Origin of the sequence: Pedobacter sp., assembly GCF_039594775.1 — a bacterium.
Taxonomy (GTDB): Bacteria; Bacteroidota; Bacteroidia; order Sphingobacteriales; family Sphingobacteriaceae; genus Pedobacter.
In genome coordinates, this window is record NZ_JBCNMT010000003.1 from 478602 (window position 1) to 504183 (window position 25582).

Below are 25582 nucleotides of genomic sequence, written 5' to 3' on the forward strand. Positions count from 1 at the left end.
CAGTTTCAATTTTTATCTGTGTATCTGTGGCTAAACCATATCTTTGTAGCATGACAAAGTTATCGGTTAACATTAACAAAATAGCCACTTTGCGCAATAGCAGAGGTGGTAATAACCCTGATTTGGTAAAAGTAGCTCTAGATTGTGAACGTTTTGGTGCACAAGGAATTACGGTACATCCCCGACCCGATGAGCGACATATTCGTTACCAAGATACTTTTGATCTTAAAGCTGTTATTGCTACGGAATTTAATATAGAAGGCAACTGCAGAGAACAGAAATTTGTAGACCTTGTATTGGCCAACAAACCCGCACAAGTAACCTTAGTTCCCGATGCAGAAGGCCAAATTACTTCTAACCATGGTTGGGATACCATCAAACATCAAGATTACTTGAAGGAAATGGTTGCAGTTTTCAAAAATGCAGGCATTCGTGTTTCTATTTTTGTTGACCCTGTGGTAGAAATGGTGGAAGCGGCTGTAAGTACTGGGACTGATAGAATTGAACTTTATACCGAGGCTTACGCTCAACATTACCATGCCGATAGAGAAAAAGCCATTGCCCCTTACCTAGCAGCTGCCATCAAAGCAAACGAACTAGGTCTTGGACTTAACGCAGGCCACGATTTGGATTTGCACAACCTGAAATATTTTGCACAAACCATCCCTAACTTATTGGAAGTTTCCATTGGCCATGCGCTAGTAAGCGATGCGTTGTATTTAGGATTAGAAGAAACCATTAAACGTTATTTGGCACAACTTGATTAGTGGCTAGGAGTTAGGTACTAGTGGTTAGTAATTAAAACTAAGTCTAATCCCTAACCAATTTAATTTTTACTTTTAACTTTCAACTTAATGCTTAGAGGCATTTTATTAGTACTATTTGGCGCTTGTAGCTTTGGTATCCTATCCACCTTTGTAAAACTGGCCTACAAAGAAGGTTATACCCTTGGCGACGTGACAGGCACACAGGCGCTATTTGGGGTTATTCTTTTATGGAGTATTTACTTCATCCAGCGTAAAACCCAAAGTAAAGACCAGCCAAAACCTGTTATTAAAACCCATTGGCTTAAATTAATGCTGGCGGGTACTGTTACAGGTTTAGTGAGCTTAACTTACTACCAATGCGTAAAACTCATCCCAGCTTCTGTAGCCATTATTTTGCTCATGCAATTTGTATGGATAAGCTCGCTATTAGAATTTATTTTTTTCAAAAAGAAACCTAGCAAGCTTCAAATCCTAGCCATCATCTTCATTTTAGTGGGTACCGTGGCTGCCAGTGGCTATTATGAAAATACGGGCGGTAGCCTTAGCTTACTTGGTATTGGTTACGGACTTGTTGCCGCACTTTGCTATGCTACTTTCCTATTACTCAATGGCAATTTAGGCAACGAATATCCGCCTATCCAAAAAAGTGCCCTGATGATTACCGGCGCTTGCATTTTAATCTTTTTAGTTTTACCTCCCCATTTCTTAATCAACGGTGCTTTAGGGGGTAGTTTGTTTAAGTGGGGGTTAATTTTAGCCATTTTCGGAACAGTAATCCCTCCTTTGTGCTTTGCTTCTGGTATTCCTAAGATTGGATTAACTTTAAGTTCTATCCTCAGTTCTGCCGAGCTTCCTGTAGCGGTAAGCATGTCGGCATTGGTGTTGCACGAGCAGGTGAGCTTTATTCGTTGGATTGGTGTTTTGATTATTTTATCATCAATGATTCTTCCAAATTTGGAAAATTTAAAGAAGGCGAATAACTTTAAAAGAAAATTGAATAAAGAGGCGTAAAAAACCTCCCTCTTTAATTCTCCCTCCAAAGGGAGATACTAAGCGCATAAGCAACATGCATATCCCCCTCTGGAGGGGGCAGGGGGAGGTAGCCATAAAATAAACACTATGAAAAAGACCATACTTGCAGCACTACTAACTACCGCCCTATTCGCTTGTAAAAACACTTCTACCATTAATGCAGATGAAGCTGGAAAAGTAATCACCACTTACCTGAAAGGAAATCCTGAGTACAAAACCACTAAGTTTGATTTTGGAGAACTTAAATTTAATAGCGAAAAGGAATATACCGAACTAGAAAATTATCGCCATTTAGCTGATGAGGGCTATATTACCCTGACCTTGCTTAGCTCTAAAAAGAAATTTTTATCAAAAGACAGCAGCTACGTGTATAGTGCCAAGCTCACTCAAAAAGCTAGTGAATTTGTACTAAAACAAGATGCAAACCAAGCTACGGTTAAAGCGGTAACTTATGAGCTCACCGACGAAAAACCTGTTGACTTTTCCAAAGTGAATGATGCTACGGCCAAAGTAACCGTATCCTTAAAAAAAACCAATACCCCCTTCGCTCCTTTCCAAAGAAAACCCGAAGAAAACAGCGAATTTCTAACCAAAACCTATCGCTTGAAATTTGATAAGGAAGAAGGTTGGAGAGTAAGGAAATAGTTTTTTAGGGGTTAGGAGCAAGTGATTAGTAATAAGGATTAAAAGCATTGTCCGTCATTTCGACTGTAGTATAGCGAAATGGAGAAATCTATTATTCGAATATTCAAAAACAAAGTATCTTTCGTTAAATAATTCGAGAGCATGTGAAAAAATTCTTATCAATTTTAGTTTTATCATTTTCCTTAGCATGTGCATTTGGTTCAGATCACCAACAAACCAAGCCTAATAATACTTTATTGAAGGTTAAGAATGTACTCGAAAAACACTTAGCTGGCACAAATATTCGTGATTTAGGCACTGGTTTCACTATCGATAAAATTCAATCTTCAAACAGTTACGAAATTAAAGGTGATATTATAAGTATGTTGCCCTCATCGCAAGTAAAACTTATTCATCATATACTAAACAAGGCTTTGAAAAATTATCCCAATTTAAAATTAGATGGGTCTATTTATTTTGACAGGTACATAGATAGTGTATTAGTAAACGTTAGCCATCGAAGAACTGATACTATTTTTGATTTTCACCCAACTCCAATTCCTTTAGAACCAAGAGAAGGTTACGCTAATTTTTCCAAAGAGCTGCACGATGTTATTAAATTGAAATTCAAAGAAGGAAAAATATCTAAAAACGGCGTTTTATCTATAAATAATATCAGCTTTACCGTAGACCTTTCAGGCAAAATTACCAGGAACAATAAAGATGATTTGAAAAATGAACTAGATAGTTTCCTTAACGCAAAAAGATGGAAGAGGTCTGCATTTAGCAGCTATTTTGTGATGGCGCAAGTTACATTCGCACTTAATCAAGATTATTTAATAAAAGATGGTAATTGGTATAAGCCATACATCACAAACAATGGCAATAACTATGGAGATGGTTGGGCAAATCTTAACCTGATAACTCCTTCCAGTATAGGTTCGCAAACAACATTCTTTAGTTACCAAAAGCCCACTAGCACATGGAATCATAAGTCTTTATTATCAATAGTTTATGACCAAGCATTAAACAAATTCCGGATGCCAGTGATACATTTTGGAAGCCAAGAAGAAACTCAACAATTGATAGACGATTTAAACAATATTTCTAGTTCAAACCGAGACTTCTTTAATTTTTACAATAGAGTTTATTTGTATAGATTGAAATGATCAAAAGATATGAAAAGAACTACATTTTTTCTATTTGTATTAGTGGCGTAAATTGATAGAACTGATTATAAACAACAAAAGAATATACGGAGAAGATGTGTACGGCTTTAGTAGAAAATACTACTACATATATCAGATAATTAACGGAAAGTTACTCAAACGTTTGATATTAACCACCAATCTATACCCGCCCTCTTCTCTATAAAAACCATAGATTTTATCAGCTCTAATATGACTTTTATTAAGGATTTGTTACGATAATATCTGCCGCAAAATACTTACCTTTGCGGGCATTAAAAATGCTAGCATTCAATGAGCTTAAACATCCATTACCAAGAGAACTTTAAAGACCGCCATATTGCGCCAAATGAGGCCGATACTAAGGCAATGTTAGAAACCGTAGGCGTTAATTCTATCGACGAGTTAATTGAGCAAACGGTTCCTGCAACCATCAGGTTAAAGCAAGGTTTAAACCTTCCAGAAGCAAAATCTGAAGTTGATTATTTAAGTAGCCTTAAACAAACGGCTTCTTTAAACAAAGTTTTCAAATCATTTATTGGACAGGGTTATTATGACAACATCACCCCTGGTGTAATTTTACGTAACGTATTTGAAAACCCGGGATGGTATACCCAATACACGCCATATCAAGCTGAAATTGCACAAGGTCGTTTACAGGCTTTGTTGAATTTCCAAACGATGGTGATTGACCTTACTGGAATGGAGATTGCCAACGCATCTTTATTAGACGAAGGTACTGCCGCTGCTGAAGCCATGTTTATGCAATACAGCTTGCGCAAAAAAGAGCAAGGCAACAAGTACTTTGTGTCTGAAGCTATTTTTGCTCAAACCATTGATATTTTAAAAACCAGAGCTAATCCTTTCGGGATTGAGTTGGTAATTGGCAACCACGAAACTTTTGAACCTACTGCTGAGTTCTTTGGTGCAATTGTTCAATATCCAGCAAGCAATGGTGAAGTTTACGACTACAGCAATTTTGCAACTGTCCTACACGAGCAAAGCGTTAAATTAACCGTTATTGCCGATTTATTAAGCTTAACCTTATTAACTCCTCCAGGAGAATGGGGCGCTGATGTGGTAGTGGGTACTACGCAACGTTTTGGTATCCCAATGGGATTTGGTGGTCCTCACGCGGCATTTTTTGCAACTAAGGATGAGTACAAACGTTCTATCCCAGGTCGTATTATTGGTGTAACTATTGATAGTAACGACAATTATGCTTTGCGTATGGCGCTACAAACTCGTGAGCAGCACATCCGTAGAGACAAAGCCACTTCTAACATTTGTACCGCACAGGCTTTATTGGCGATTATGGCTGGTTTTTATGCCGCTTACCATGGTCCAAAAGGCTTAAAATTAATTGCTGAACGTACGCATGGCTTGACAATTTCATTAGCAGAATCGTTAAAAGCAATTGGCTACAAAGTAAACAACCAAGCTTATTTTGATACGATTGAAGTTGAACTTGGCGATTTAAAAGGTGCTATTCATAAAGATTGTTTAGATAACAACATCAACCTTAACTATAAAGGTGACAAAACAACCATCTCCTTAGACGAAACAACAAATTTTGAGGATGTTAGTCTATTGGTTCGCATTTTCTCTAAAGTAAAAGCTATTGCTACGGATAGCGTAGTGGTGGTTGACAATGTAAGCACCACTATTCCTGCTGCTTTACAACGTACCAGCGAATACTTAACTCACCCAGTGTTTAACTCGCACCATTCGGAACATGAGATGTTGCGCTACATTAAATCATTAGAAACTAAAGATTTATCACTTTGTCACTCGATGATTGCTTTAGGTTCATGTACCATGAAACTTAATGCCACTACAGAGATGATCCCTGTAACTTGGCCAGAGTTTAGCAAAATTCACCCATTTGCGCCTAGCGACCAAGTTTTAGGTTACTACACTGTATTTGATGAATTGGATAAATGGTTGAGCGAAATTACTGGCTTTGCTTCAATGAGTTTCCAACCTAATGCTGGTGCTCAAGGTGAATACGCAGGTTTAATGGTGATTAGAGCTTACCACCAAGACCGTGGTGACCACCACCGTAACATTGCCTTAATTCCTGCTTCGGCACACGGTACCAACCCTGCTTCGGCAGCGATGGCTGGAATGAAAATTGTAGTGGTAAAATCTACCGAAAAAGGTGAAATTGATGTAGAAGACTTGAAAGCTAAAGCTAAAGAGCATGCCGAAAATCTTTCTTGCTTAATGGTAACCTACCCTTCTACCCACGGTGTATTCGAAGAAAGCATTATCGAAATCTGTAAGGTAATTCACGAAAACGGTGGACAGGTTTACATGGATGGTGCCAACATGAACGCACAAGTAGGCTTAACAAGCCCTGCTAACATTGGTGCTGATGTTTGCCACCTGAACTTACATAAAACTTTCTGTATTCCTCACGGTGGTGGTGGTCCAGGTATGGGTCCTATTGGTGTGGCTGAGCACTTGGTAAAATATTTACCAGGTCACGCAGTAGTAGATATTCAAAAAGAAAAATCTATCCACGCAGTATCTTCAGCACCTTGGGGTTCGGCTAGCATTTTGCTAATTTCTCACGCTTACATCGCTATGATGGGTGCTGATGGCTTAACCAATGCGACTAAATATGCCATTTTGAATGCCAACTATATGAAAGCTCGTTTAGAGCAACATTATCCAGTATTGTACGCTGGTGCAAATGGTCGTTGTGCACACGAGATGATTTTAGATTGCCGTGGCTTCAAAAACTTCGGCATTGAAGTGGTTGACATTGCAAAACGTTTAATGGACTATGGTTTCCATGCTCCTACGGTATCATTCCCAGTAGCTGGAACCTTAATGGTTGAGCCTACTGAAAGTGAGCCTAAACATGAATTAGACCGTTTTTGTGATGCTTTAATTGCCATTAGAAGCGAGATTAGCCAAGTAGAAAATGGTGGTTTAGATAAAGTAGATAATCCATTGAAAAATGCTCCTCACACTGCCGCAGTAGTGACTGGAAACGAATGGAATCACGATTATAGCCGTCAAACTGCTGCTTTCCCACTACCTTACGTAGCCGCTTATAAATTCTGGCCTTCGGTAGGTAGAGTGAATGATAGTCATGGCGACCGCTCATTAATTTGTGCTTGTCCTCCGTTAGAAAGCTATATGGAAGAAGAAGCAACTGCTTAGACCCAACGCGTCATTGCGAGGCCCGAAGCAATCTGTTTCGTAAACCTCTTAAAATAAATTAAAACACTAATAGCTCGGACAATTGTTCGGGCTATTTTTTTTGAAAAGCAATTACAGTATTTCATTTTAACATTCGTTCTGCTGTCCGCTGCTATCTTTTTGTTGCTACTGCCTTTCAATCTTTGTCATGCTGAGCTTGTCGAAGCATCTATCAAAAACCAATCTTTCGACAAGCTCAAGATGACACCAACAAAAGGATATCCCTGCCTACCGAAGGCAGGCGCTACCATCAGGTTTATCTTACTCAAGAGAGTACAAAAAACTAAATTCCCTCCTGCATCAATCTTAGTGTAACCGCATATCACTTCATTGCGTCTTAACAACACAATACAACAAGATGAAGAAATTATTACTAGGATTTTTGTTCCTATTTATTCAAACCGCAACCTTTGCTCAGCAACTCGAAACCAAAATAGACAATTTACTTTCAACAGTCTTCAAAGATAAAGATGGTCCTGGCGGCGCCTTTCTAATTGCCAAGGGAGGACAACCTATCTATCAAAAAGCTTTCGGTAAGGCCAATATCGAATTGGGAGTAGATATGAATATCCAAAACGTTTTCCAACTGGGCTCTATCACCAAACAGTTTACGGCCATCGCCATTTTAATGTTAGAGGAAGCCGTTAAACTTTCCACTCAAGACCCCATTTCCAAATACATTCCCGATTATCCCAACGGAGATAAAATTACCATCCATCATCTCCTCACCCATACATCGGGCATTAAGGATTTCACCAAGATGAAATCCATTTCACAAATTGACCAAAAAGACCTAAGCCCCAAGGAACTGGTAGATTTCTTTAAAAACGAACCTGTAGATTTTTTACCGGGAGAGAAATTTGAATACAACAATTCGGGTTATGCAGTATTGGGCTATATCATTGAGTTAACGGCACAAGACACCTATGAGCATTACATTCAGAAAAATATCTTTACCAAAGCAGGCATGACCAATTCTAGATATGCAAGTGATGTGGCCATCATTAAAAATAGAGCTTATGGCTATCAGCAAAACAACAATCAATACGTTAACAAAACTAGAATCAGCTTTACCATTCCTTATGCTTCTGGTTCATTAATGTCTACCATAGGCGATATGTTAAAATGGCAAAATGCCTTAAACCAAAATACTTTACTCAAAGCTAGCAGTAGCAAAAAGGCTTTCACCGCTTATCAATTGAACAATGGTTCTTCCATTAATTATGGTTATGGATGGCACATCAGTCAAATTAATGGCTTCCCATCTCGTGAACATGGCGGAAGTGTATTTGGCTTTAAAACCATGGGCGTTTATTTGCCCCAACAAGATATTTATGTGATTGGTTTGAGCAATTGCGACTGCAACTCTCCTACGCAGGTAACTAGGGATATTGCTAAAATCTTAATCGAAACATTTAAATACTGAGAGATAACTGAGCAAAAGGTTTACTAAAATTTAAGAGAGGCTTACGAAGTTTATAAAACTTCGTAAGCCTTAAATCTGAAACAGATTGGCACTAAGGATAAAGCAAATACTTCAACCTCATTTTTTTGTAGGCTTTTAAACCTGGCTCCCAACCTGCTCGTATAGTTTCAATAGGTACATCATCAATGATCTGTTGCCTAAAATCGCCACGACCAATTTGAATTTCTATGTTGTTCATTTGGTTGCTGAATTTAGATTCGAAAAACTTTTCTTTTTGAGGGTGTGCTTTGTAAAGTTCCTTAATCCAACCGAAATTAATCTTCTTGCTCTTTCTCAAAAGTTCAGTATCGTAATTGCGCAAATCGATACCATAGCAAACTTCATCCATAAAAATTGGTGATTCTGCCATTCCTTTGATACTTTTCGGTGTAAAGCTAAAGCTGTAAATTCCCTTGTAAGCCGGACTACCCAATACGGTGAAAGGATTATAAGTTCCTCTACCATGATTTACATAAACACCCTCAAACATACATACACTTGGGTATAATAAAATAGCTTGTTGCGTATTCAAATTTGGTGATGGTGGCACTGGCAATGTGTAAGGCGTATCATGTGTATAATTGGCCACTGGAATAATTTTGATATCAGCTTTAACCTTATTGGTTAGCCAACCTTCTCCATTTACCATTTGCGCGAACTCGCCTACGGTTAAGCCATGCGACATTGGAATTGGAAACATACCGATACCAGATTTATATTTCATGTCTAATACAGGTCCGTCAATTAAATAGCCATTTGGGTTTGGTCGATCTAAAATTAGTAAGGGCTTTTTATTGGCTTCACAAGCTTCCATTAAGCGAGCCAACGCATTAATGTTGGTGTAAAAACGAACACCAACATCCTGTAGATCATAAATTAAAATATCTACATCCTGTAAATCTTCATTACTTGGCTTGTTCTTTTTTCCGTATAAGGATATGATAGGAATTCCTGTACGTTCGTCTATGGCATCCGCAATTTTAGCACCGGCACTTGCATTTCCTCTAAAACCATGCTCAGGGCCAAATACTTTAACTATTTTAATACCCAATTTCTGCAAGCTATCTACCAAATGAGTTTTACCAATAATTGACGTTTGATTGGCCAATATGGCGATCCTTTTTCCTTTTAACAAAGGCAAGTATAGTTCGGTTTGTTCTGCACCTGTCTTGATACTTGAATTAGCTGTATCAGTTTTGGTTGCCTTAATTTTTGGCGAGCATGAGAATAATAACGTAGCAACAGCTAGCAAGGAAAACAATTTCATGGTTATTTATTTGATTGAATGATAAAGATAAATAAGAAATGTAAGAAACATAATCGATATTACAAGTTTTTGCAGGTTTTTGCAACATTTAATTAAAAATTCATTTTTTGACTGTTCCTATTTCAAAGGTATCCATCCTACCTTTCCATCTGTAGTGCTAACCAGTTGAAAGTCCTCAAAATTCCCAATCACATTTACAGTTTTTCCAATTGCCAAGCTGGTTTTAACGCCTGCGCTTATATCAGGATAATCTAACAAAGATTGATTGCTTGCTGTGATTTTAAGTGCTTTTAAAGGTTTTGTATCCACGAGAGATTTATTGGTGACATAACCAGATTTCCCGTCAGGCAATTCTATTTTATAATAATTGCTGGTTACGGCCAGCACACGAGCTATCGTATTTTGTTTTAACGTTTCTGTTTGCTGCAAGGGCAATCGATCTGAGATTTCGGCTGACTTGCCTGTACGCATGGTAGTGTTTAATTTAGCAATATCGCCATTAATAGCAGGAATTGGCGTAATTAATGGATCTATGAAAGGAAGTGGATCAACTGCACCACCGCTGGTATAAACGCCAAAATGGAGGTGTGGCGGTGTAGTCTTAGCATTGCCTGTATTTCCCATCAACCCTAGCGTATCTCCTATCATCACTTCCTGGCCCGGAGTTACCAATTGTTCATCTAAATGGGCATAATAAACCGTATAGTCTTTGCCTTTTGGTCTGAACCAAACCACCTTACCGCCTAAATTATTTTCGTTCACGCCTATAACGGTACCATCGGAAACAGCAATTACTGGTGTTCTAAAAGATGAAAAAATATCTATCCCTTCGTGCTGCCGGGTATTATTATCCCGTCCCACCCCAAAAAAGCTTTGAATTTGTCTTCGGTTCACTGCTTTTAAAGGATAAGCTAAAGATGGACCAACAATCAGCTCAAGGGTATAAGATCCGCTACCTAGAAGCTCAGGTTGTAACCGTAAAAAAAAGTCGCCACTTCTCTTTGCCTCCAATTGCAAATCTGCACCTACACTATCTGCAAAAGTTAACATGTTAAAATCACCATTATCTTTTTGCTCCCATACATCCATGTAAACAGCAAAATTATTTATTGACTGTTTGCTCAGTTTAGCTGTTAGCTTCTGGCCCTGCTCCAGCCTAAACTTGAAACTAGCACCATCCAGTTTATCAGTAGCGAAATAACCCACCTCCTTGTATGGCAATTTTACGATCGTTGCATTTTGCAATAGTGTATTGGCCTTGTTGATCCAACCACTTCCCATTGCACTTTGATCAAGACCTGCATTTAATAACTTTCGTTTATACTGCTCATGTGGCGAAGACGGCTTTAACAAATTAAATGGGCCACTTTTACATGCAGTCAATAACGCACATGCGATTAGCAAAACATATCTCAATTTAAAGTACATCAATAACTTAAACTTATTTCGTTAACAAAATATCAATCATATGAGGCAAAATCCCAATGTCCCAAGTATGCTGTGAGGTTTCTATTAATTCGTCGTCCACGTGGATGTCCTTCGTATCCAATTTGATTTTAAATTGATTTACAGGGATGGATTTAATTGGAAATGGTGGCTTTTTACCTTCCACTATCTCCTCTAAATATTTAATCATCAACGGGCGCTGCTTAGCCTTAATCATAACAAGCTCGAGCATGCCATCGCCTGGGTTAGCATTTTTAGCCAACATTAACTTAGGTCCCAACCTAGCAATATTCAGCAATTCAATCATCAGAAATTCATCGCTAAGCTCCTTGCCATCAAGCAGTATTGTAGCCGGAATCGGCTGGTAGTGCTTCGCCAAATGTAATAGCGCATTGTGGGCTTCCAATACTTCTTCATTGGGATCTTCAAATGGTGTTTTGGGCTGTTCATCCATCCATTTGATTAAGGCTGGAAAAAGACCAAAGCCAAAGGATTCGATAAAATGCATTTCTTCTTTACGTGTTTTCGCTACGCCGACATCTAGCTTCTGTAATTTTTTCTGCTTCCACGATTCGGCATTCAATCTCAGGTTTTCTTCAATTCCTAGCGAACTGGCGATGTTATTTGCCGTACCCAAAGGCAAAATGGCCAGAGGTCTTTTATATTTCAGTTTTTTATCCAGCAGCGCCAACACCACCTTTCGCACTGTGCCATCGCCACCCGCAACTACCATATACTTTATATCCGTAGCAATCTTTTTCATAAATTTCTTTTTAGAAGAAACGTATTTGCAACGGTAACCAGCCGCATGAAGCATTTCCGTTAAATGCTCAGCCTCGTGCTCTTCGGCTCCTGCTGTTGGGTTGTGAATTAACTGTATTTTGGTCTGCTCAATCTTCATATTCGACAATCTATTTTTATTTCTTGTCAACAATAAGAGGCTTATAATAGTTTTTAATACATCACCAAAAAAATATTGGCAATGAATATATTAATCACCAACGACGATGGGATTTACAGCCCAGGGATAGCCGCTTTAGCACAAATTACACTTAGTTTTGGAACGGTTAGAATTGTAGCACCAGATGTGGAACAGTCTTCCATGGGGCATGCCATTACCCATTCCAGACCACTTACTTATAAAAAATCACCCATCACTTTCGAGGGCATTGAGGCCTTTCGTGTGAATGGAACACCCGCTGATTGTGTGGCTTTAGGCCTGCATATGTATCCAGATACTCAAGTGGTACTTTCAGGAATAAACATGGGACCAAACTTGGGAAACTCGATGTGGCATTCGGGAACTTTGGCGGCGGCCAAACAAGCAGTACTATTGGGAGTTAAGGGAATTGCCTTAAGTACGCCAGTAGGAAAAACGGAACCAGATTTTTCAATATTGAAACCATTTGTAGAACAATGTCTCGAAATCTTATTTGAAACCAGCGAAATAGCACTATATAACGTAAACTTTCCGCAACATCCTACTCAAATCAAATGGACAAGGCAATCGGTAACTTTATATGATGGAACGGTAATTCCGGGGGAAGACCCAATGGGAAGAAAAAATTTCTGGATTTCAGTAAAGGCATTAGAGCAAGCGGAAGAATATAGCGACAGATGGGCCATGGAACATAATTACGTTTCTATCACACCTTTAAGATTAGATTTAACGGACGAGGTGAGGTTGAAGGAGAAAATTGGAAATTAGGAACTAGTGGCTAGGAGTTAGGGATTAGCTGTTAGTAGTTAGATGCTAAAGGTTAGTGGTTAGTCCCGAACCTTCGGAAGTGGTTAATAATAGACTATTTGACTGGCTACTAACCCCTAGCCCCTAACTACTAGTATATTTTACATACAGGAAACATTGAATACCTATTGATTTTGCAATTTTGATTTCAATTTTATTAGAAAATTATGAGTTTAGAAAATAAAGTAGCCTACATTACTGGCGGCACAAAAGGAATTGGTTTCGGCATTGCCGAAGCTTTAGTTAAAGCAGGTTTAAAAGTTGCCATCTCTGGCAGAAAGCAAGCAGACGTAGAAAAAGCGAAGCAGGATTTAGGTGGTGATAATGTATTGGCCATAGCCTCTGATGTTAGAAATTTTGAAGACGAGCAAAAAGCTGTTGAACAAATTGTTGCCAATTTTGGCAAATTGGATATTGTGATTGCTAACGCTGGTTTAGGTAAATTTGCACCTATTGACCAATTGAGCTTAGAAGATTGGAATGCTATGATAGATACCAATTTGACTGGGGTTTTTCATACATTAAAAGCGAGCGTTGAACAGCTTAAAGCCAATAAGGGTTATTATATTTCCATTGCGAGCTTAGCCGGCACTAACTTTTTTGCAAACGGCGCTGGATACAATGCTTCTAAATTTGGTGTAGTTGGTTTTACGCAGGCTGCCATGTTAGATTTAAGAGAACATGATATTAAAACCACCACCATTATGCCTGGTTCGGTGACTTCACATTTCAACGATCACCAACCTAATGAAGCAGACGGTTGGAAAATACAGCCAGAAGATCTAGGACAAATGGTAGTTGATTTATTGAACCTGAATCCTAACGTGCTTCCTTCTAAAATTGAAGTAAGACCTACCAAAACAAAATAAGGTTAGAAAGCCACAGCTACACAGATTTATTGAACCTCTAAATTGATGTATCTGTGGCTAAAATCAAAACTACTAACTCAATTGCTCTACCGCACTAAACTGCTCCATTAAGTGTTGCTCGTACTTTTCCTTATAGTTCGAAATTCTTTCAAGAGTAGCATTTTTCTCCAAATCATGGAAGTGAAATCCAGGGATACGGGCCATTCCCGTAAATTGGTTCATTTTGTGGAAACCAAACAGCACCCCTTTGTCTACCGAAGTTTGGTCGAAAAACTCTCCTTCCAGAGTAAAAGCAGTTTCGGGCGCATTCCAGGTTGTGGTTACCATGTATTTTTTACCGTGCATTAAGCCACCAGTTCCATAGTTAATCTCCGGTGTCTGCCTTGAGCGTCCATCACTGGCATAGATACCATTTTGATGTCCCGCAGTGAATACCTCATCGATATATTGCTTCAATTTATTGGGTACCTGAAACCACCAAATAGGTGTATGATAAATAATTATATCTGCCCATTTAAAATTTTCCACTTCGTCAACAGGTTCATAAGTATCGTTGATATTGGTAGTTCTAACTTCATATCCATTTGATTTTAGAAAGTCTAAGGTCCAAGAAGTTAGAGTAGTATTGAATTTCCCTCCAGAATGAGCAAAATACTGCCCTCCGTTGATAATGAATATTTTTTGCATGTCAATTTTATTTAAACTGATGCAAATGTCTCAAGTATTTTTATATAATTAAAATAACTTAAATTGTATATTTGTATCATAATAATTATAGTTATGCAATTAAATCTGGAATGGTTGAGAACTTTCAAGGCCATATATGAAACAGGCACCTTATCTGCAGCTGCTCAGGCGCTCTATATTTCTCAACCTGGGGTAAGTTTGCACCTCAATTCATTAGAAGCTTATACAGGACATAAATTATTTGACAGAGCTGCCCGTAAAATGGTCCCTACCGAAAGGGGGAAAATCCTGTACAATTTCATTATTGATCCAATTAAGAAACTGGAGACGGCGGAGCAACATTTCCATAAACGCTCGCAAGCCGACCGAGCAACCATTAGTGTGGGCATGTGCTTTGAGACCTTTCAATACACCTTGGAGGAGCATATCCCTGAACTTCCTTTTAATGTGATCATTAAATTTGGTGAATATCCGCAAATGCAGCAGGATCTGGATAGCGGAGTATTAGACCTTATTATTACCCCGCAAAAAGGCAACCAGAAAAATTTGTTGTACGATGCATTTTCTAAAGAAAGAATTGTGTTGGTAGCAGGAAAAAACACCGAGATAGGTTTATTGCAACAATGGCTAAAAGAAGGTAAATTTCAAGAAGCCACACAGTTTTTAAAGCAACAACTATGGTACAGCACCGCCGGCGATATGGAGCACCTCAAAAATTTCTGGCTTAAGAATTTTGGCGAGCATCCGGATTTTCGTCCCAACTATATTGTGCCTAATATCAGCTCAATATTGCGTTGTTTAAGCAATGCAAACGGCTTGTCTATTGTTCCTGACTTTCTCTGCAAAGAAGCTATTGAAAACAAAAAAGTAAAAATGGTTTGGCAGGGCACACAACCACTGGAAAACACGCTTTACTTTGGCAAAAGGAAAAACACCATTTACCACAATGAGATTGAACAGCTAGAAAACATCTTTAAAGAAAAATGGGAAACGGAATAAAGCCTACTTCTCTTTTAACAATAGCTCCTTGTAACCCGCCAAGGCTTCTACTTCTGTTTTCGGCAATTTAGGGAACTCTAAGTTTAAACTCTCTAATTTCTCTGCTATGATTTGGCTCACAGCTAATCGAGTGTACCATTTCTTATCTGCAGGAATAACATACCAAGGTGCTTCATCGGTAGAGGTTTCATTCAAAGCTTCTTCATAAGCTTGCATATATTTGTCCCATAAAGCTCTTTCTTTGATATCTCCAGAAGAAAATTTCCAGTTCTTCGCAGGGTCTTCTATCCTATCCAAAAAGCGTTTTTTCTGTTCATCTTTAGATACATGCAAAAAGAATTTCAAGATCACGACACCGTTATCCGTTAAATGCTTCTCAAAATTTCGGATGCTCTCATATCTATTCTTCCAAAAATCTTTGTCTATTTTTTCTACCGAATCATATTTAGGCAACCGTTCAGATAAAACATATTCTGGATGCACCTTACAAACCAGTACATTTTCGTAATGCGAGCGGTTGTGGATACCTATTCTCCCCCTTTCAGGAAGCGCTTTATAATGTCGCCATAAAAAATCATGGTCATACTCTTCCGCATTTGGTGTTTTAAAACTATAAACCTGACACCCTTGTGGATTCAAACCAGACATCACATGTGCAATCGCACCGTCTTTGCCTGCCGCATCCATCGCCTGAAAAATAATTAATACCGCACGTGAATCAGCGGCATACAAAACTTCCTGATACTTGGCCAGCGCTTCCTTAACCCTGTCTAATTCGCTTTTGCCAGCCTCTTTATCCAAATGGCCATTATAATCCGTATCAAAATCAGCAATCTTTATTTTTTTGTCTGGTTTAACCAGATATTTCTCGGTATTTGTTTTTATAGTCATATTAATTAGTTAATAGTTAAATAGATGCATTTATAAGGATATTTTTAAAGATAGAACTAAAATTAAGAAAATTAAATACGTTAATTTGTATTGTTTGTTTTAACACTATTTAACAAATATTTTTTTACGGTTTTATCATCTTTATAGCATGTTTAAAGAAATCAAAAATAGATATCTTAGGTATTTCATCATCTTTATATACTTTATCATCCTTTTCTTTTGTGCACTGCAAATCAACTTTTTATGGTTGTTCGGGTATTCCCCTTCCTATTCAGACATTAAAAAGCCGTCGCAGCGTGTGGGTTCGGAACTATACACTTCCGACGGGAAATTGATTGGGCGATACTTCAAAGAAAACCGTACACCAGTAGCGTTTAATGAAATTTCCAAAAACGTCGTAAATGCTTTAGTAGCTACCGAAGATGTTCGTTTTTATAAACACAGTGGTATTGACATCCAAGCGTTAGGTCGCGCAGTAGTAGGCATGGGCAAAGAAGGTGGCGCCAGTACCATTACCCAACAGTTAGCCAAAAACCTTTACCGAACACGCTACAATAAATCGTCGGGCCTAGCTAAACGCATTCCTTTGATAAGAACCATTATTCCAAAATTGAAGGAATGGATGACTGCAATCAAGCTCGAATCCAATTATAGCAAAGATGAAATATTGACCATGTACCTTAACACCGTATCATTTGGCAACAATACCTATGGCATCAAAACTGCTTCACGTATCTATTTCAACAAAGAAGCTAGCCAGCTTAGTGTACCTCAAGCGGCCTTATTGGTAGGTATGTTAAAAGCCACCACTTCATACAATCCTATTAAAAATCCAGAAAGATCATTGGAAAGAAGAAATGTGGTGCTTTCCCAAATGAACAAGTACAATTATTTGCCTAAACCCGAACTAGAAAAATATAAAGCTTCGCCAATAGGCATAGAAGCTGGAAATGATGATGAGGGTAGCGAAAACGATTCATATTTAAGAACAGCCGTAGACAAATATCTAGAGAAATGGTGTGATGAGAATAATTACAACCTTTATGAAGATGGATTGAAAATCTACACTACCATTGACTCTAAACTTCAAGGCTATGCAGAAGAAGCTGTTAAAGACCAAATGCGTATCCTACAACGCAGATTTTATAGTGTATGGGGAAATGAAGACCCTTGGGAAGACAGCGAGCGTAAGAAGGTAGATTATCCCGATAGGGCTAAAAAATCACTGCCTATCTACGCACTATTGCAAAAGAAATTCCCTAACCAACCTGATTCGGTAGAAGCCTATTTCAACAAAAAGAAAAAGATGAAAATCTTTTCTTACAAGGGCGATAGAGATACTTTATTTTCGACCATGGATTCCATTAGATACTATGGCAAAATTCTGAACACAGGAATGATGACCATGGAACCTAGAAGTGGAAAAATAAAGGTTTGGGTGGGTGGTATTGACCATAAATTTTTCAAATATGACCATGTTAACCAAGCTAAACGCCAAGCAGGTTCAACTTTTAAACCTTTTGCTTATTTAGCGGCATTGGAAAGCGGCATGAGCCCATGCGATAAATTCACCGATAAACCTGTACGTATTGCTTATCAGGATAAAGGCGAAACCAAATACTGGGAACCAAAAAATGCAGATTGGAGTTACAGCTATCAAGAAATGTCTTTACGTTGGGCCATGGGTCGCTCGGTTAATACCATTACGGCACAGGTAACCGAAAAAGTTGGCTGGGATAACGTGGTAAAGTGGGCGCATGAATGTGGTATCGATAGCCATTTAGAATCCGTTCCATCTGTAAGTTTGGGCTCTAACGACGTTACGGTATATGAAATGGTAAAAGCTTATGGAACTTTCTTAAATGAAGGTAACAAGGTTGAACCTATCCTAGTGGAGAAGATTACCGACCAAAACGACAATGTGATTGAAGAATTTGTGGCCAAAACCAAACGTGCCTTAAGCGAAGAAATTGCCTGGTTAATGCTTTATATGTTTAGAGGCGGTATCGAAGAGCCTAGAGGTACTTCGCAAGCATTATGGGAATGGGATTTATTCAAGAAAAACAACCAAATTGGTGGTAAAACAGGCACTTCGTCTGACTATGTTGATGCTTGGTACATGGGTATCACCAAAGATCTGGTTACTGGTGTTTGGGTAGGTTGCGATGAGCGTACGGCGCACTTTAAAAATGGCGAGCAAGGCGAAGGTTCAAGAACTGCCCTTCCTATTTTCGCTAAATTTATGGAGAAAGTTTATCAAGACCCCAATAGCGGATACACCTATGGACCTTTCCCTAAGGCGAAAGTAGAAATTACACGCACTTACAACTGCCCTAGCCCACGAATTCAGATAGACACTACACAAACCGATTCTGTTTCTGTTGACTCTATGGAAGTGGATGTGCCGATTATTGACCAGCCAGAACCGATTAAAATTGAACAACAGCAACAACCTAAAGTTGAAGAGAAAAAACCTACAGAAAATCAACCTAAACAAGAACCTGTAGCCACTGTTCCATTAACCAAAAAAGAAGAAAGAGAATTAAGAAGAAAGCAAAGGAAAGAGCAAAAGGAGAAAGAAAAAGAGAAGAAGAACAACAATCAGTAAGCTTTTCCTTAAATTTAAATATGCTCACGAAAATGCCAAAAGCCTTAAATTATTCATTTATGAACAATTTTCTAAAACAATCTATCTTTATCGCATTCCTCATGCTGACCTTTGTGGTCACTGCAAATGCCCAATACTTCGGACAAAATAAAGTTCGATACAAGAACGAGAAATTTAAGGTGATGGAGACACCACATTTCGAAATTTATTACTATCTAAAAAATGAAAAGATTGTAAAAAAATTTGCGCAGGATGCGGAAACTTGGTATAAAATGCACCAAGAAATCTTCAGAGATACTTTCTTTAAGAAAAATCCAATTATCCTTTACAACAACCATCCCGATTTCCAACAAACTACGGCCTTACAAGGTGAAATTGGCATAGGAACTGGCGGTGTTACCGAAGCTTTCAAAAATAGGGTAATTATGCCCATTATGGAGCTTGGCAGCCAAACTAGGCACGTTTTAGGCCACGAGTTGGTGCACGCATTCCAATATCACATTCTATTGGAAAAAGATTCTATCCCGTTGGAAAATATTGGTCAAACGCCGCTATGGATGGTCGAAGGTATGGCAGAATACTTATCAGTAGGTAAGAAAGATGCCTTCACCTCAATGTGGATGCGTGATGCGCTTTTGAATAGAGATATCCCCTCTTTAAAAGACCTTACCAACTCCAATAAATATTTCCCTTATCGTTATGGACAGGCTTTTTGGACATTTGTAGGCTCCCTTTATGGCGATACGACAATTGTACCGTTATTTAAAGCAACTGCCAGATTTGGCTATGAAAATGGCATCAGATATACTTTTGGTTATGATGACAGAACCCTATCAGGCTTATGGAAAAATGCCATTGAACAACATTATCGCCCAATGCTTAAAGCAGATAGTTCTCAAATAAGGATTTCGGGCACTAAAATTATCGATAACAAAAATGCTGGTAATATGAACGTTGCTCCAGCCATTAGTCCAGACGGGAAATATTTGGCCTTTCTTTCAGAAAAGGATTTATTTGGCATTGATTTATTCCTCGCCGATGCAAAAACCGGAAAGATTATTAGGAAATTGAGCAGTCAGATATCCAATTCTCATATTGACGATTTCAACTTTTTGGAATCTGCTGGAGCTTGGTCGCCAGACAGTAAGAAATTTGCCTTTAGTATATTTAGCAAGGGGCGAAACCAGTTAATGATTATTGACATCGAAAATGGCAAGACATTGATGCGGGAAAAAATGGGCGATGTAGAACAATTCGGCAACCTCACTTGGTCTCCAAACGGAAAAGACATTGCATTTTCTGGGATGGTAGAAGGTCAAAGTGATATCTTCTCTTACAATTTAGACACTAAACAAGTTACCCAAATCACTAACGACGAATATTCAGATTATGCCCCAAGCTATTCGCCAGATGGCAAAAAAATTGTTTTTTCTTCGGATCGTGCAGCGCTACAAGCTAGAAACCAAAATGCCGTAAACCCAATTAACCTAACTATTTACGACATTGCCACCAAAGCATTAAGCAACGTTCCAGTTTTCCCAGGAGCAAATAACCTTAATGCTCAATTTTCTGGTGATAGTAAACGTATCTTTTTCCTGTCTAACAGAGATGGGTTCAGAAACCTTTACGAGTATAACCTAGAAAACAGCAACTTAAAACAGTTAACCGATTATTTCACAGGAATTAGTGGTATTACGGAGTTCTCCCCAGCTATTACTGTTTCTAGAAATGATGACATTATTTATAGCTACTATCGTTACCAACGTTATACCTTATACAACTCTGCCTATAGCAATTTTAAAGCTAAGGATGTAAATGCTAATGACGTTAATTTCGATGCTGCAATATTACCACCAAAAGAGAATGTTGGGGTAAATATCGTCAACTCAAATCTTGGTAATTTCAATAGGTTTGAACGCACTCATCTTGATTCGCTAAGGAACATCCCCTATCGTCCAAAATTCAAGTTGGATTACTTAGCTAATAGCGGTGGTGTTGGCTTAACAACAAGCCGTTTCGGCACAGGGATGCAAGGCGGTGTAATGGGGATGTTTAGTGACATCGTAGGGCAAAACCAAATTGTAGCCAATTTAGCCATTAATGGCGAAATCTATGATTTTGGTGGCATGGTAGGCTACGTAAACCAAGCCAATCGTATCAACTGGGGCTCAAGCATTTCGCACATCCCATACATTACAGGTTTTATGACCCAAGGCACCAAACAAGACAGCAATGGGCAAGATATGGGGGTTATCAGCACCAATATTTTAAGGACCTTTGAAGATAGGGTTGATTTATTTGCTGGATATCCTTTCAATAAGGTGCATCGTTTTGAGGTAGGTGGTGGTTTTTCAAGATACAGCTATCGCCTAGACCGTTTTAACAATTACTATGCATTAAGTCCTGATGGACAATACCTCACCTATTATCTAGGCTCAGATAGAGAACGTGTAAATAAAAGTGATGCGGAAAATGCGTTAGGGGTACCATTGAAAAGCTTCAATATTTTACAAACCAACGCTTATTTTGTGGGTGATAATTCAATTTTTGGCGTTACTGCTCCACTAGATGGATTTAGATACAGAATTGGTGCTGAAAAATATTTTGGAGATTATAACTTTATGGCTGTAACCGCCGATTTAAGAAAGTACTTCAGATTTAAACCGATTACTCTTGCCTTACGCGGTTACAGTTATATGCGTTTGGGCAGAGACGGAGAAAACCTTTATCCACTTTATGCTGGCTATAATTACCTAATTAGAGGTTATGAACCTAACTCATTCTACAACAATCAAAACCTAAATACTGGCAATTTCGACATCAACCAACTTTCTGGAAGTAAACTAGCCGTATTTAATTTCGAATTAAGGTTACCTTTTACTGGTCCAAAAAAACTAGCACAAATACCTTCTAAATTCTTGTTTACCGATCTTAACCTATTCTTTGATGCCGGTGTAGCTTGGACAGAAGATTCTAAAGTAGTATTTAAAAGCCAACCTAGTAATGTAGTATTGCCTGATGGACAACCTTACGAACGCGTTCCTGCTTTAAGTGCGGGCATATCGCTAAGGGTTAACGTGCTTGGAGCAATGATATTAGAACCTTATTATGCCTTCCCCTTCACTCGTAAGGATATAAAAGGTGGTGTATTTGGTTTAACCTTTGCACCTGGCTGGTAGGCTTAGATTAAACAAGTATATCAAAAGAGCGCTAATCATATTTAGCGCTCTTTTGTTTTATACAGTAAATGGCAACAAAGATTGGTTATTAATTTTCTGATGCATGTACATGTTTTCAAAATCTAAACCAGCAGTTAAATCAATCCAATCTGGATTACATGAGCGTACCAATCTTTCCTTTTGAGCTCTTGTAAATCTACTCACCATCTTAAACCTGTTTAAGGCCTGCTCTTCGGTTCTAAATTCTTCGAAATATACCAAACGGGTAAGTTGCTGTGCACTATCGAAAAAGAGATTTGGCATTTTCTTATAGAAATCAAGTGTCTTCATTAAATCAGCACTCATGCCTACATGTAAAGTGGTTCTGTTTCTGTCGGTAACGATGTAAACGATCTTTTTCATAATTGCTACAGCTAATGGTTAAAAACTAATTATATTAGATAATATTTGGCGATACAAATTATAATTACTAATTTTATTGGCACAATAATACTAACAATTTTAGTAAAAACAAATTTATTTTAAATTATTTTCATATGTCTAACATTTCAGCTAACCTCAAATACTTAAGAAAGAAAAACGGCTTAACACAGCAACAATTTGCTGATAACATGGAAATTAAGCGATCTTTGATAGGTGCCTATGAGGAAGATAGAGCAGAACCGAAATATGATTTACTAAAAAAAATAGCAGAATATTTCGAATTGACAATTGATGAATTCATCAACGAAAAAATAAACGACAATTGGAAACCTAAGCCAAAGAGCCAAGGTTCTAACTTGAGGGTACTAAGCATTTCAGTAGATAAGGACGATAACGAAAATATCGAACTAGTTCCCGTTAAAGCTAGCGCCGGCTACCTAAATGGCTTTTCTGATCCTCAGTACATTCAAGAATTACCTAGATTTCAGCTTCCCATCCCCTCTCTTAAACAAGGTACCTACAGAGCTTTTGAAATTAATGGCGATTCGATGCTTCCCATACAGTCCGGCAGCATCATCATAGGAGAATACCTGGAAAACTGGAATGATATCAAAATTGGCGACACCTATGTTATCATTAGCAAAAATGAAGGCGTAGTATACAAACGTGCTGGAAATAAATTCAAAGAGGACAGAGAACTCAAACTAATTTCAGATAATAAGGTTTACGACCCTTACGCCATTCCTGCTGAAGATATTCTAGAAATATGGAAGGCAAAAGCGTATTTCTCTACCTCTCTGCCTGACCCAACACCAGAACCAACCATTGAAACATTATCTACCATGATGGCCCAAATGCAAAAATCAATTTCCCAGTTAAATAAGAATTAACATTTTTTAACAACAGGCTATTTAAACCAATAGCCTACCATCCTATCTCAATAGTAAAATGAAACTTAATTAAAATTGAGATGAGAAAATTACTGTATACTGTAGCTTTTGTTGCACTAGGTTTTGCAACAAGCTACGCACAAAGACCTGCAAAAAGTAAAATTAGTGCTGAAGAAAGAGCAGAAAAAGCTGCCAGTACCATGCAACAGAAACTAAACTTAAATGATGAGCAGAAATCTAAAATCAAACAGATAGAACTGGACAGAATTAAGGAACATGACGCCTTGCGCCAAAAAGACGAGGCAACAATGAAGACCAAATTTGAAGAAAGAAAAGCCGCTATGAAAGCTCATCAAGATAAAATTGATGCCGTGCTAACCCCAGAACAAAAAACAAAACTGGCAGCTTCAAGAGAAGAAATGAGAGGCAAAATGAAAGAACGCTTTAAAGAAAGAAAAGGCAGACCTCAAAAAGCTCCAAAAGCAGAGGAAGGAAAAATATAAACATAAAATCCTTACCACATTGAACTTATCGGAATGTCACTACAAGATTAAAACTTCGACAAGCTCAGTTTGACACAATTCAAAGCAGAACATCCCGCAAATATTTGCGGGATGTTCTGTTTATAAGCTACTTCAAATAACCACCTTTGTTCAAAACCTCGGCCCATACTTGGTAGCCCGCTGGAATTAAATGTAAACCATCTTTAGTCAATTCAGCTTTTAACCTATTTTGTTCATCTAAAAAGTGAGGATAAAGATCAATAATCGTAACATTTTTCGCCGCCAGTTTTCTAATTTCCTCATTCAAGTACAGAATATGTTCATCTTTACCATAGTGGTTTTTAAATTTCTCGAAAGAGGCATTTACGGGCAGCATCGTATAGAAATAAATCTGCGTTTTCTTTGAACCTTCTCTAATACGCGAAATCATCTTCTTATAATTTTTCAAAATTAAACTGTCAGGGATATTTCTAGAAATATCATTAATACCTATCAGAATAAAAACTTTGGCAGGCTTTCTATCGATTACCTCCTGCAAACGCTCCAATACACCAAAAGTAATATCACCAGATATCCCTCTATTTTTTGCTTGGGGCAAATTCAACAACTTGCTCCAGTCAGTTCCGGCAGTGATACTATTTCCTAAAAAAACATATTCTTTCTTGGCAATTGGATCAGCATTAAATTTCTGCACCAATTCTTTGTATTTATTAGGGCGGTAAGCGGTATCGTAAGGCTTAGTTTGCGCATTCGCATTATTAAACCATAATAGCGTACTTAAAGCAGCAATAACAAAAAATTTATTATTAATGATCATAGTCTTCTTAATTAATGAGATAAAGGTGTGAGATTCGCCAAATTTTTCTTTTCTCTATTCCAAGTAAAGGTGGTAAAGAAAATGGCTAAAACACTAGAAATAGCAATTGTTATAAAACAGGCATCCCAGCCATAGCTGTCTACCAAACCACCCAAAGCAGCATTTGCCAACAAATCTCCTATAAAATACCCAAATAAGCCTGTTAAACCAGCAGCAGTACCTGCCGCCTTTTTAGGCACTAAATCTATAGCTTGCACACCAATTAGCATCACCGGACCATAAATAAAGAAACCAATTGCCCAAAGGGAAATATTTTGCAATAAATGATGATTTGAAGTTTTCCAGTATATAATAACCGCTAATAAAGTAAAAAACATATAAATGATCGTTACGGGCGCTCTTCTTCCTTTAAACAACTTATCACTCATAATGCCGCAAAGCAAAGTACCCGGAATAGCTGCTAACTCATAGCCTCCAGATGCCCAGGCTGCTTCAGCCTGAGTATAATTTTTAGCTTCCTGTAAAAACGTAGGGGCCCAATTGATAATCCCATTTCTCACTAAGTAAACAAAAGCATTTGCTATGGCAATAAACCACAGCAACCTATTATTAAACACATATTTGAAGAAAATTTCCTTAGCCGAAAATTCCTTTTCCTGTGTTTTGGCATCATAACTTTTGGGATAATCGTTATTATATTCTTCTATAGCTGGTAAACCAACAGATTGTGGTGTATCCCTAACAAACAAAAAAGCTACAAGCGCAAATATGATTGCCACTAACCCTGGAAAATAAAGCTTTGCATGCCAATCAGCAAATAACTCAAAAGCCAATACGGTTAAAGGCCCCACCAAAAAGCCACCTACATTATGTGCCAAATTCCAAATAGACATCGCAGTACCTCTTTCTCTTACCGAATACCAATGCGCCACTACCCTACCACATGGAGGCCACCCCATCCCCTGTAC

Annotated in this window: 21 protein-coding genes; 13 read left to right on the forward strand and 8 right to left on the reverse strand. The window is 38.1% G+C overall.

Annotation, left to right across the window (positions count from 1 at the left end):
- Positions 1 to 50 precede the first annotated feature (50 nt).
- The 6 genes from ABDV71_RS11515 (at position 51) to ABDV71_RS11540 (ending at position 8249) form a co-directional block, all read left to right on the forward strand.
- Positions 51 to 767, forward strand: coding sequence for a pyridoxine 5'-phosphate synthase (locus ABDV71_RS11515; protein ID WP_343532656.1), 717 nt, complete (start codon positions 51 to 53; stop codon positions 765 to 767).
- Between the two features lie 87 nt (positions 768 to 854).
- The gene (locus ABDV71_RS11520; RefSeq protein WP_343532658.1) at positions 855 to 1778 is read left to right on the forward strand and encodes a DMT family transporter; all 924 of its coding nucleotides are present in this window, start codon (positions 855 to 857) and stop codon (positions 1776 to 1778) included.
- Between the two features lie 108 nt (positions 1779 to 1886).
- Positions 1887 to 2444 (forward strand): hypothetical protein, encoded by a 558-nt coding sequence (locus tag ABDV71_RS11525; RefSeq protein ID WP_343532660.1) that lies wholly within the window; start codon positions 1887 to 1889, stop codon positions 2442 to 2444.
- Between the two features lie 143 nt (positions 2445 to 2587).
- The gene (locus ABDV71_RS11530; RefSeq protein ID WP_343532662.1) at positions 2588 to 3592 is read left to right on the forward strand and encodes a hypothetical protein; all 1005 of its coding nucleotides are present in this window, start codon (positions 2588 to 2590) and stop codon (positions 3590 to 3592) included.
- A 312-nt stretch (positions 3593 to 3904) separates the two neighbouring features.
- On the forward strand, positions 3905 to 6784 hold the full coding sequence (gene gcvP, locus ABDV71_RS11535; RefSeq protein ID WP_343532664.1) for an aminomethyl-transferring glycine dehydrogenase: 2880 nt from the start codon (positions 3905 to 3907) through the stop codon (positions 6782 to 6784).
- Positions 6785 to 7181: 397 nt separating this feature from the next.
- Positions 7182 to 8249: a serine hydrolase domain-containing protein gene (locus ABDV71_RS11540; RefSeq protein WP_343532666.1), complete on the forward strand. Its 1068-nt coding sequence runs from the start codon at positions 7182 to 7184 to the stop codon at positions 8247 to 8249.
- A gap of 91 nt (positions 8250 to 8340) precedes the next feature.
- Here the strand turns inward: ABDV71_RS11540 and ABDV71_RS11545 are convergent, their stop codons facing one another.
- The 3 genes from ABDV71_RS11545 to ABDV71_RS11555 form a co-directional block, all read right to left on the reverse strand.
- Positions 8341 to 9555 (reverse strand): DUF1343 domain-containing protein, encoded by a 1215-nt coding sequence (locus ABDV71_RS11545; protein ID WP_343532668.1) that lies wholly within the window; start codon positions 9553 to 9555, stop codon positions 8341 to 8343.
- Between the two features lie 117 nt (positions 9556 to 9672).
- Positions 9673 to 10938 (reverse strand): peptidoglycan DD-metalloendopeptidase family protein, encoded by a 1266-nt coding sequence (locus ABDV71_RS11550; protein WP_343532670.1) that lies wholly within the window; start codon positions 10936 to 10938, stop codon positions 9673 to 9675.
- A 58-nt stretch (positions 10939 to 10996) separates the two neighbouring features.
- Positions 10997 to 11902: a diacylglycerol kinase family protein gene (locus ABDV71_RS11555; RefSeq protein WP_343532672.1), complete on the reverse strand. Its 906-nt coding sequence runs from the start codon at positions 11900 to 11902 to the stop codon at positions 10997 to 10999.
- Between the two features lie 81 nt (positions 11903 to 11983).
- Here ABDV71_RS11555 and surE point away from each other — a divergent pair, with 81 nt between their 5' ends.
- Both surE and ABDV71_RS11565 read left to right on the forward strand, forming a co-directional pair.
- Entirely contained in the window at positions 11984 to 12709 is a 726-nt protein-coding gene (gene surE, locus ABDV71_RS11560) for a 5'/3'-nucleotidase SurE (RefSeq protein ID WP_343532674.1), read from the forward strand.
- Between the two features lie 206 nt (positions 12710 to 12915).
- Positions 12916 to 13617 (forward strand): SDR family oxidoreductase, encoded by a 702-nt coding sequence (locus ABDV71_RS11565; RefSeq protein WP_343532676.1) that lies wholly within the window; start codon positions 12916 to 12918, stop codon positions 13615 to 13617.
- A gap of 72 nt (positions 13618 to 13689) precedes the next feature.
- Here the strand turns inward: ABDV71_RS11565 and ABDV71_RS11570 are convergent, their stop codons facing one another.
- Positions 13690 to 14304 (reverse strand): NAD(P)H-dependent oxidoreductase, encoded by a 615-nt coding sequence (locus ABDV71_RS11570; protein ID WP_343532678.1) that lies wholly within the window; start codon positions 14302 to 14304, stop codon positions 13690 to 13692.
- 93 nt (positions 14305 to 14397) lie between these two features.
- Here ABDV71_RS11570 and ABDV71_RS11575 point away from each other — a divergent pair, with 93 nt between their 5' ends.
- Positions 14398 to 15303 (forward strand): LysR family transcriptional regulator, encoded by a 906-nt coding sequence (locus ABDV71_RS11575; protein ID WP_343532680.1) that lies wholly within the window; start codon positions 14398 to 14400, stop codon positions 15301 to 15303.
- 3 nt (positions 15304 to 15306) lie between these two features.
- On the opposite strand, the gene ABDV71_RS11580 is transcribed toward ABDV71_RS11575, so the two are convergent.
- The gene (locus ABDV71_RS11580) at positions 15307 to 16194 is read right to left on the reverse strand and encodes a polyphosphate kinase 2 family protein (protein WP_343532682.1); all 888 of its coding nucleotides are present in this window, start codon (positions 16192 to 16194) and stop codon (positions 15307 to 15309) included.
- Between the two features lie 148 nt (positions 16195 to 16342).
- On the opposite strand from ABDV71_RS11580, the gene ABDV71_RS11585 reads away from it, so the two are divergent.
- Together ABDV71_RS11585 and ABDV71_RS11590 are read left to right on the forward strand one after the other, a co-directional pair.
- Entirely contained in the window at positions 16343 to 18802 is a 2460-nt protein-coding gene (locus ABDV71_RS11585) for a transglycosylase domain-containing protein (RefSeq protein ID WP_343532684.1), read from the forward strand.
- A 59-nt stretch (positions 18803 to 18861) separates the two neighbouring features.
- The gene (locus tag ABDV71_RS11590) at positions 18862 to 21981 is read left to right on the forward strand and encodes a tolB protein precursor (RefSeq protein WP_343532686.1); all 3120 of its coding nucleotides are present in this window, start codon (positions 18862 to 18864) and stop codon (positions 21979 to 21981) included.
- Positions 21982 to 22038: 57 nt separating this feature from the next.
- Here ABDV71_RS11590 and ABDV71_RS11595 read toward each other — a convergent pair whose 3' ends face one another.
- Positions 22039 to 22383 (reverse strand): GIY-YIG nuclease family protein, encoded by a 345-nt coding sequence (locus ABDV71_RS11595; protein ID WP_343532688.1) that lies wholly within the window; start codon positions 22381 to 22383, stop codon positions 22039 to 22041.
- Positions 22384 to 22517: 134 nt separating this feature from the next.
- On the opposite strand from ABDV71_RS11595, the gene ABDV71_RS11600 reads away from it, so the two are divergent.
- Together ABDV71_RS11600 and ABDV71_RS11605 are read left to right on the forward strand one after the other, a co-directional pair.
- The gene (locus ABDV71_RS11600) at positions 22518 to 23294 is read left to right on the forward strand and encodes a LexA family transcriptional regulator (RefSeq protein ID WP_343532690.1); all 777 of its coding nucleotides are present in this window, start codon (positions 22518 to 22520) and stop codon (positions 23292 to 23294) included.
- Between the two features lie 80 nt (positions 23295 to 23374).
- Positions 23375 to 23797, forward strand: a complete 423-nt coding sequence (locus tag ABDV71_RS11605) for a hypothetical protein (protein ID WP_343532692.1) — start codon at positions 23375 to 23377, stop codon at positions 23795 to 23797.
- 127 nt (positions 23798 to 23924) lie between these two features.
- Here the strand turns inward: ABDV71_RS11605 and ABDV71_RS11610 are convergent, their stop codons facing one another.
- Positions 23925 to 24614: a GDSL-type esterase/lipase family protein gene (locus tag ABDV71_RS11610; RefSeq protein ID WP_343532694.1), complete on the reverse strand. Its 690-nt coding sequence runs from the start codon at positions 24612 to 24614 to the stop codon at positions 23925 to 23927.
- A gap of 11 nt (positions 24615 to 24625) precedes the next feature.
- A partial coding sequence (locus ABDV71_RS11615) for an MFS transporter (protein ID WP_343532696.1) occupies positions 24626 to 25582 on the reverse strand: 957 nt, incomplete at its 5' end.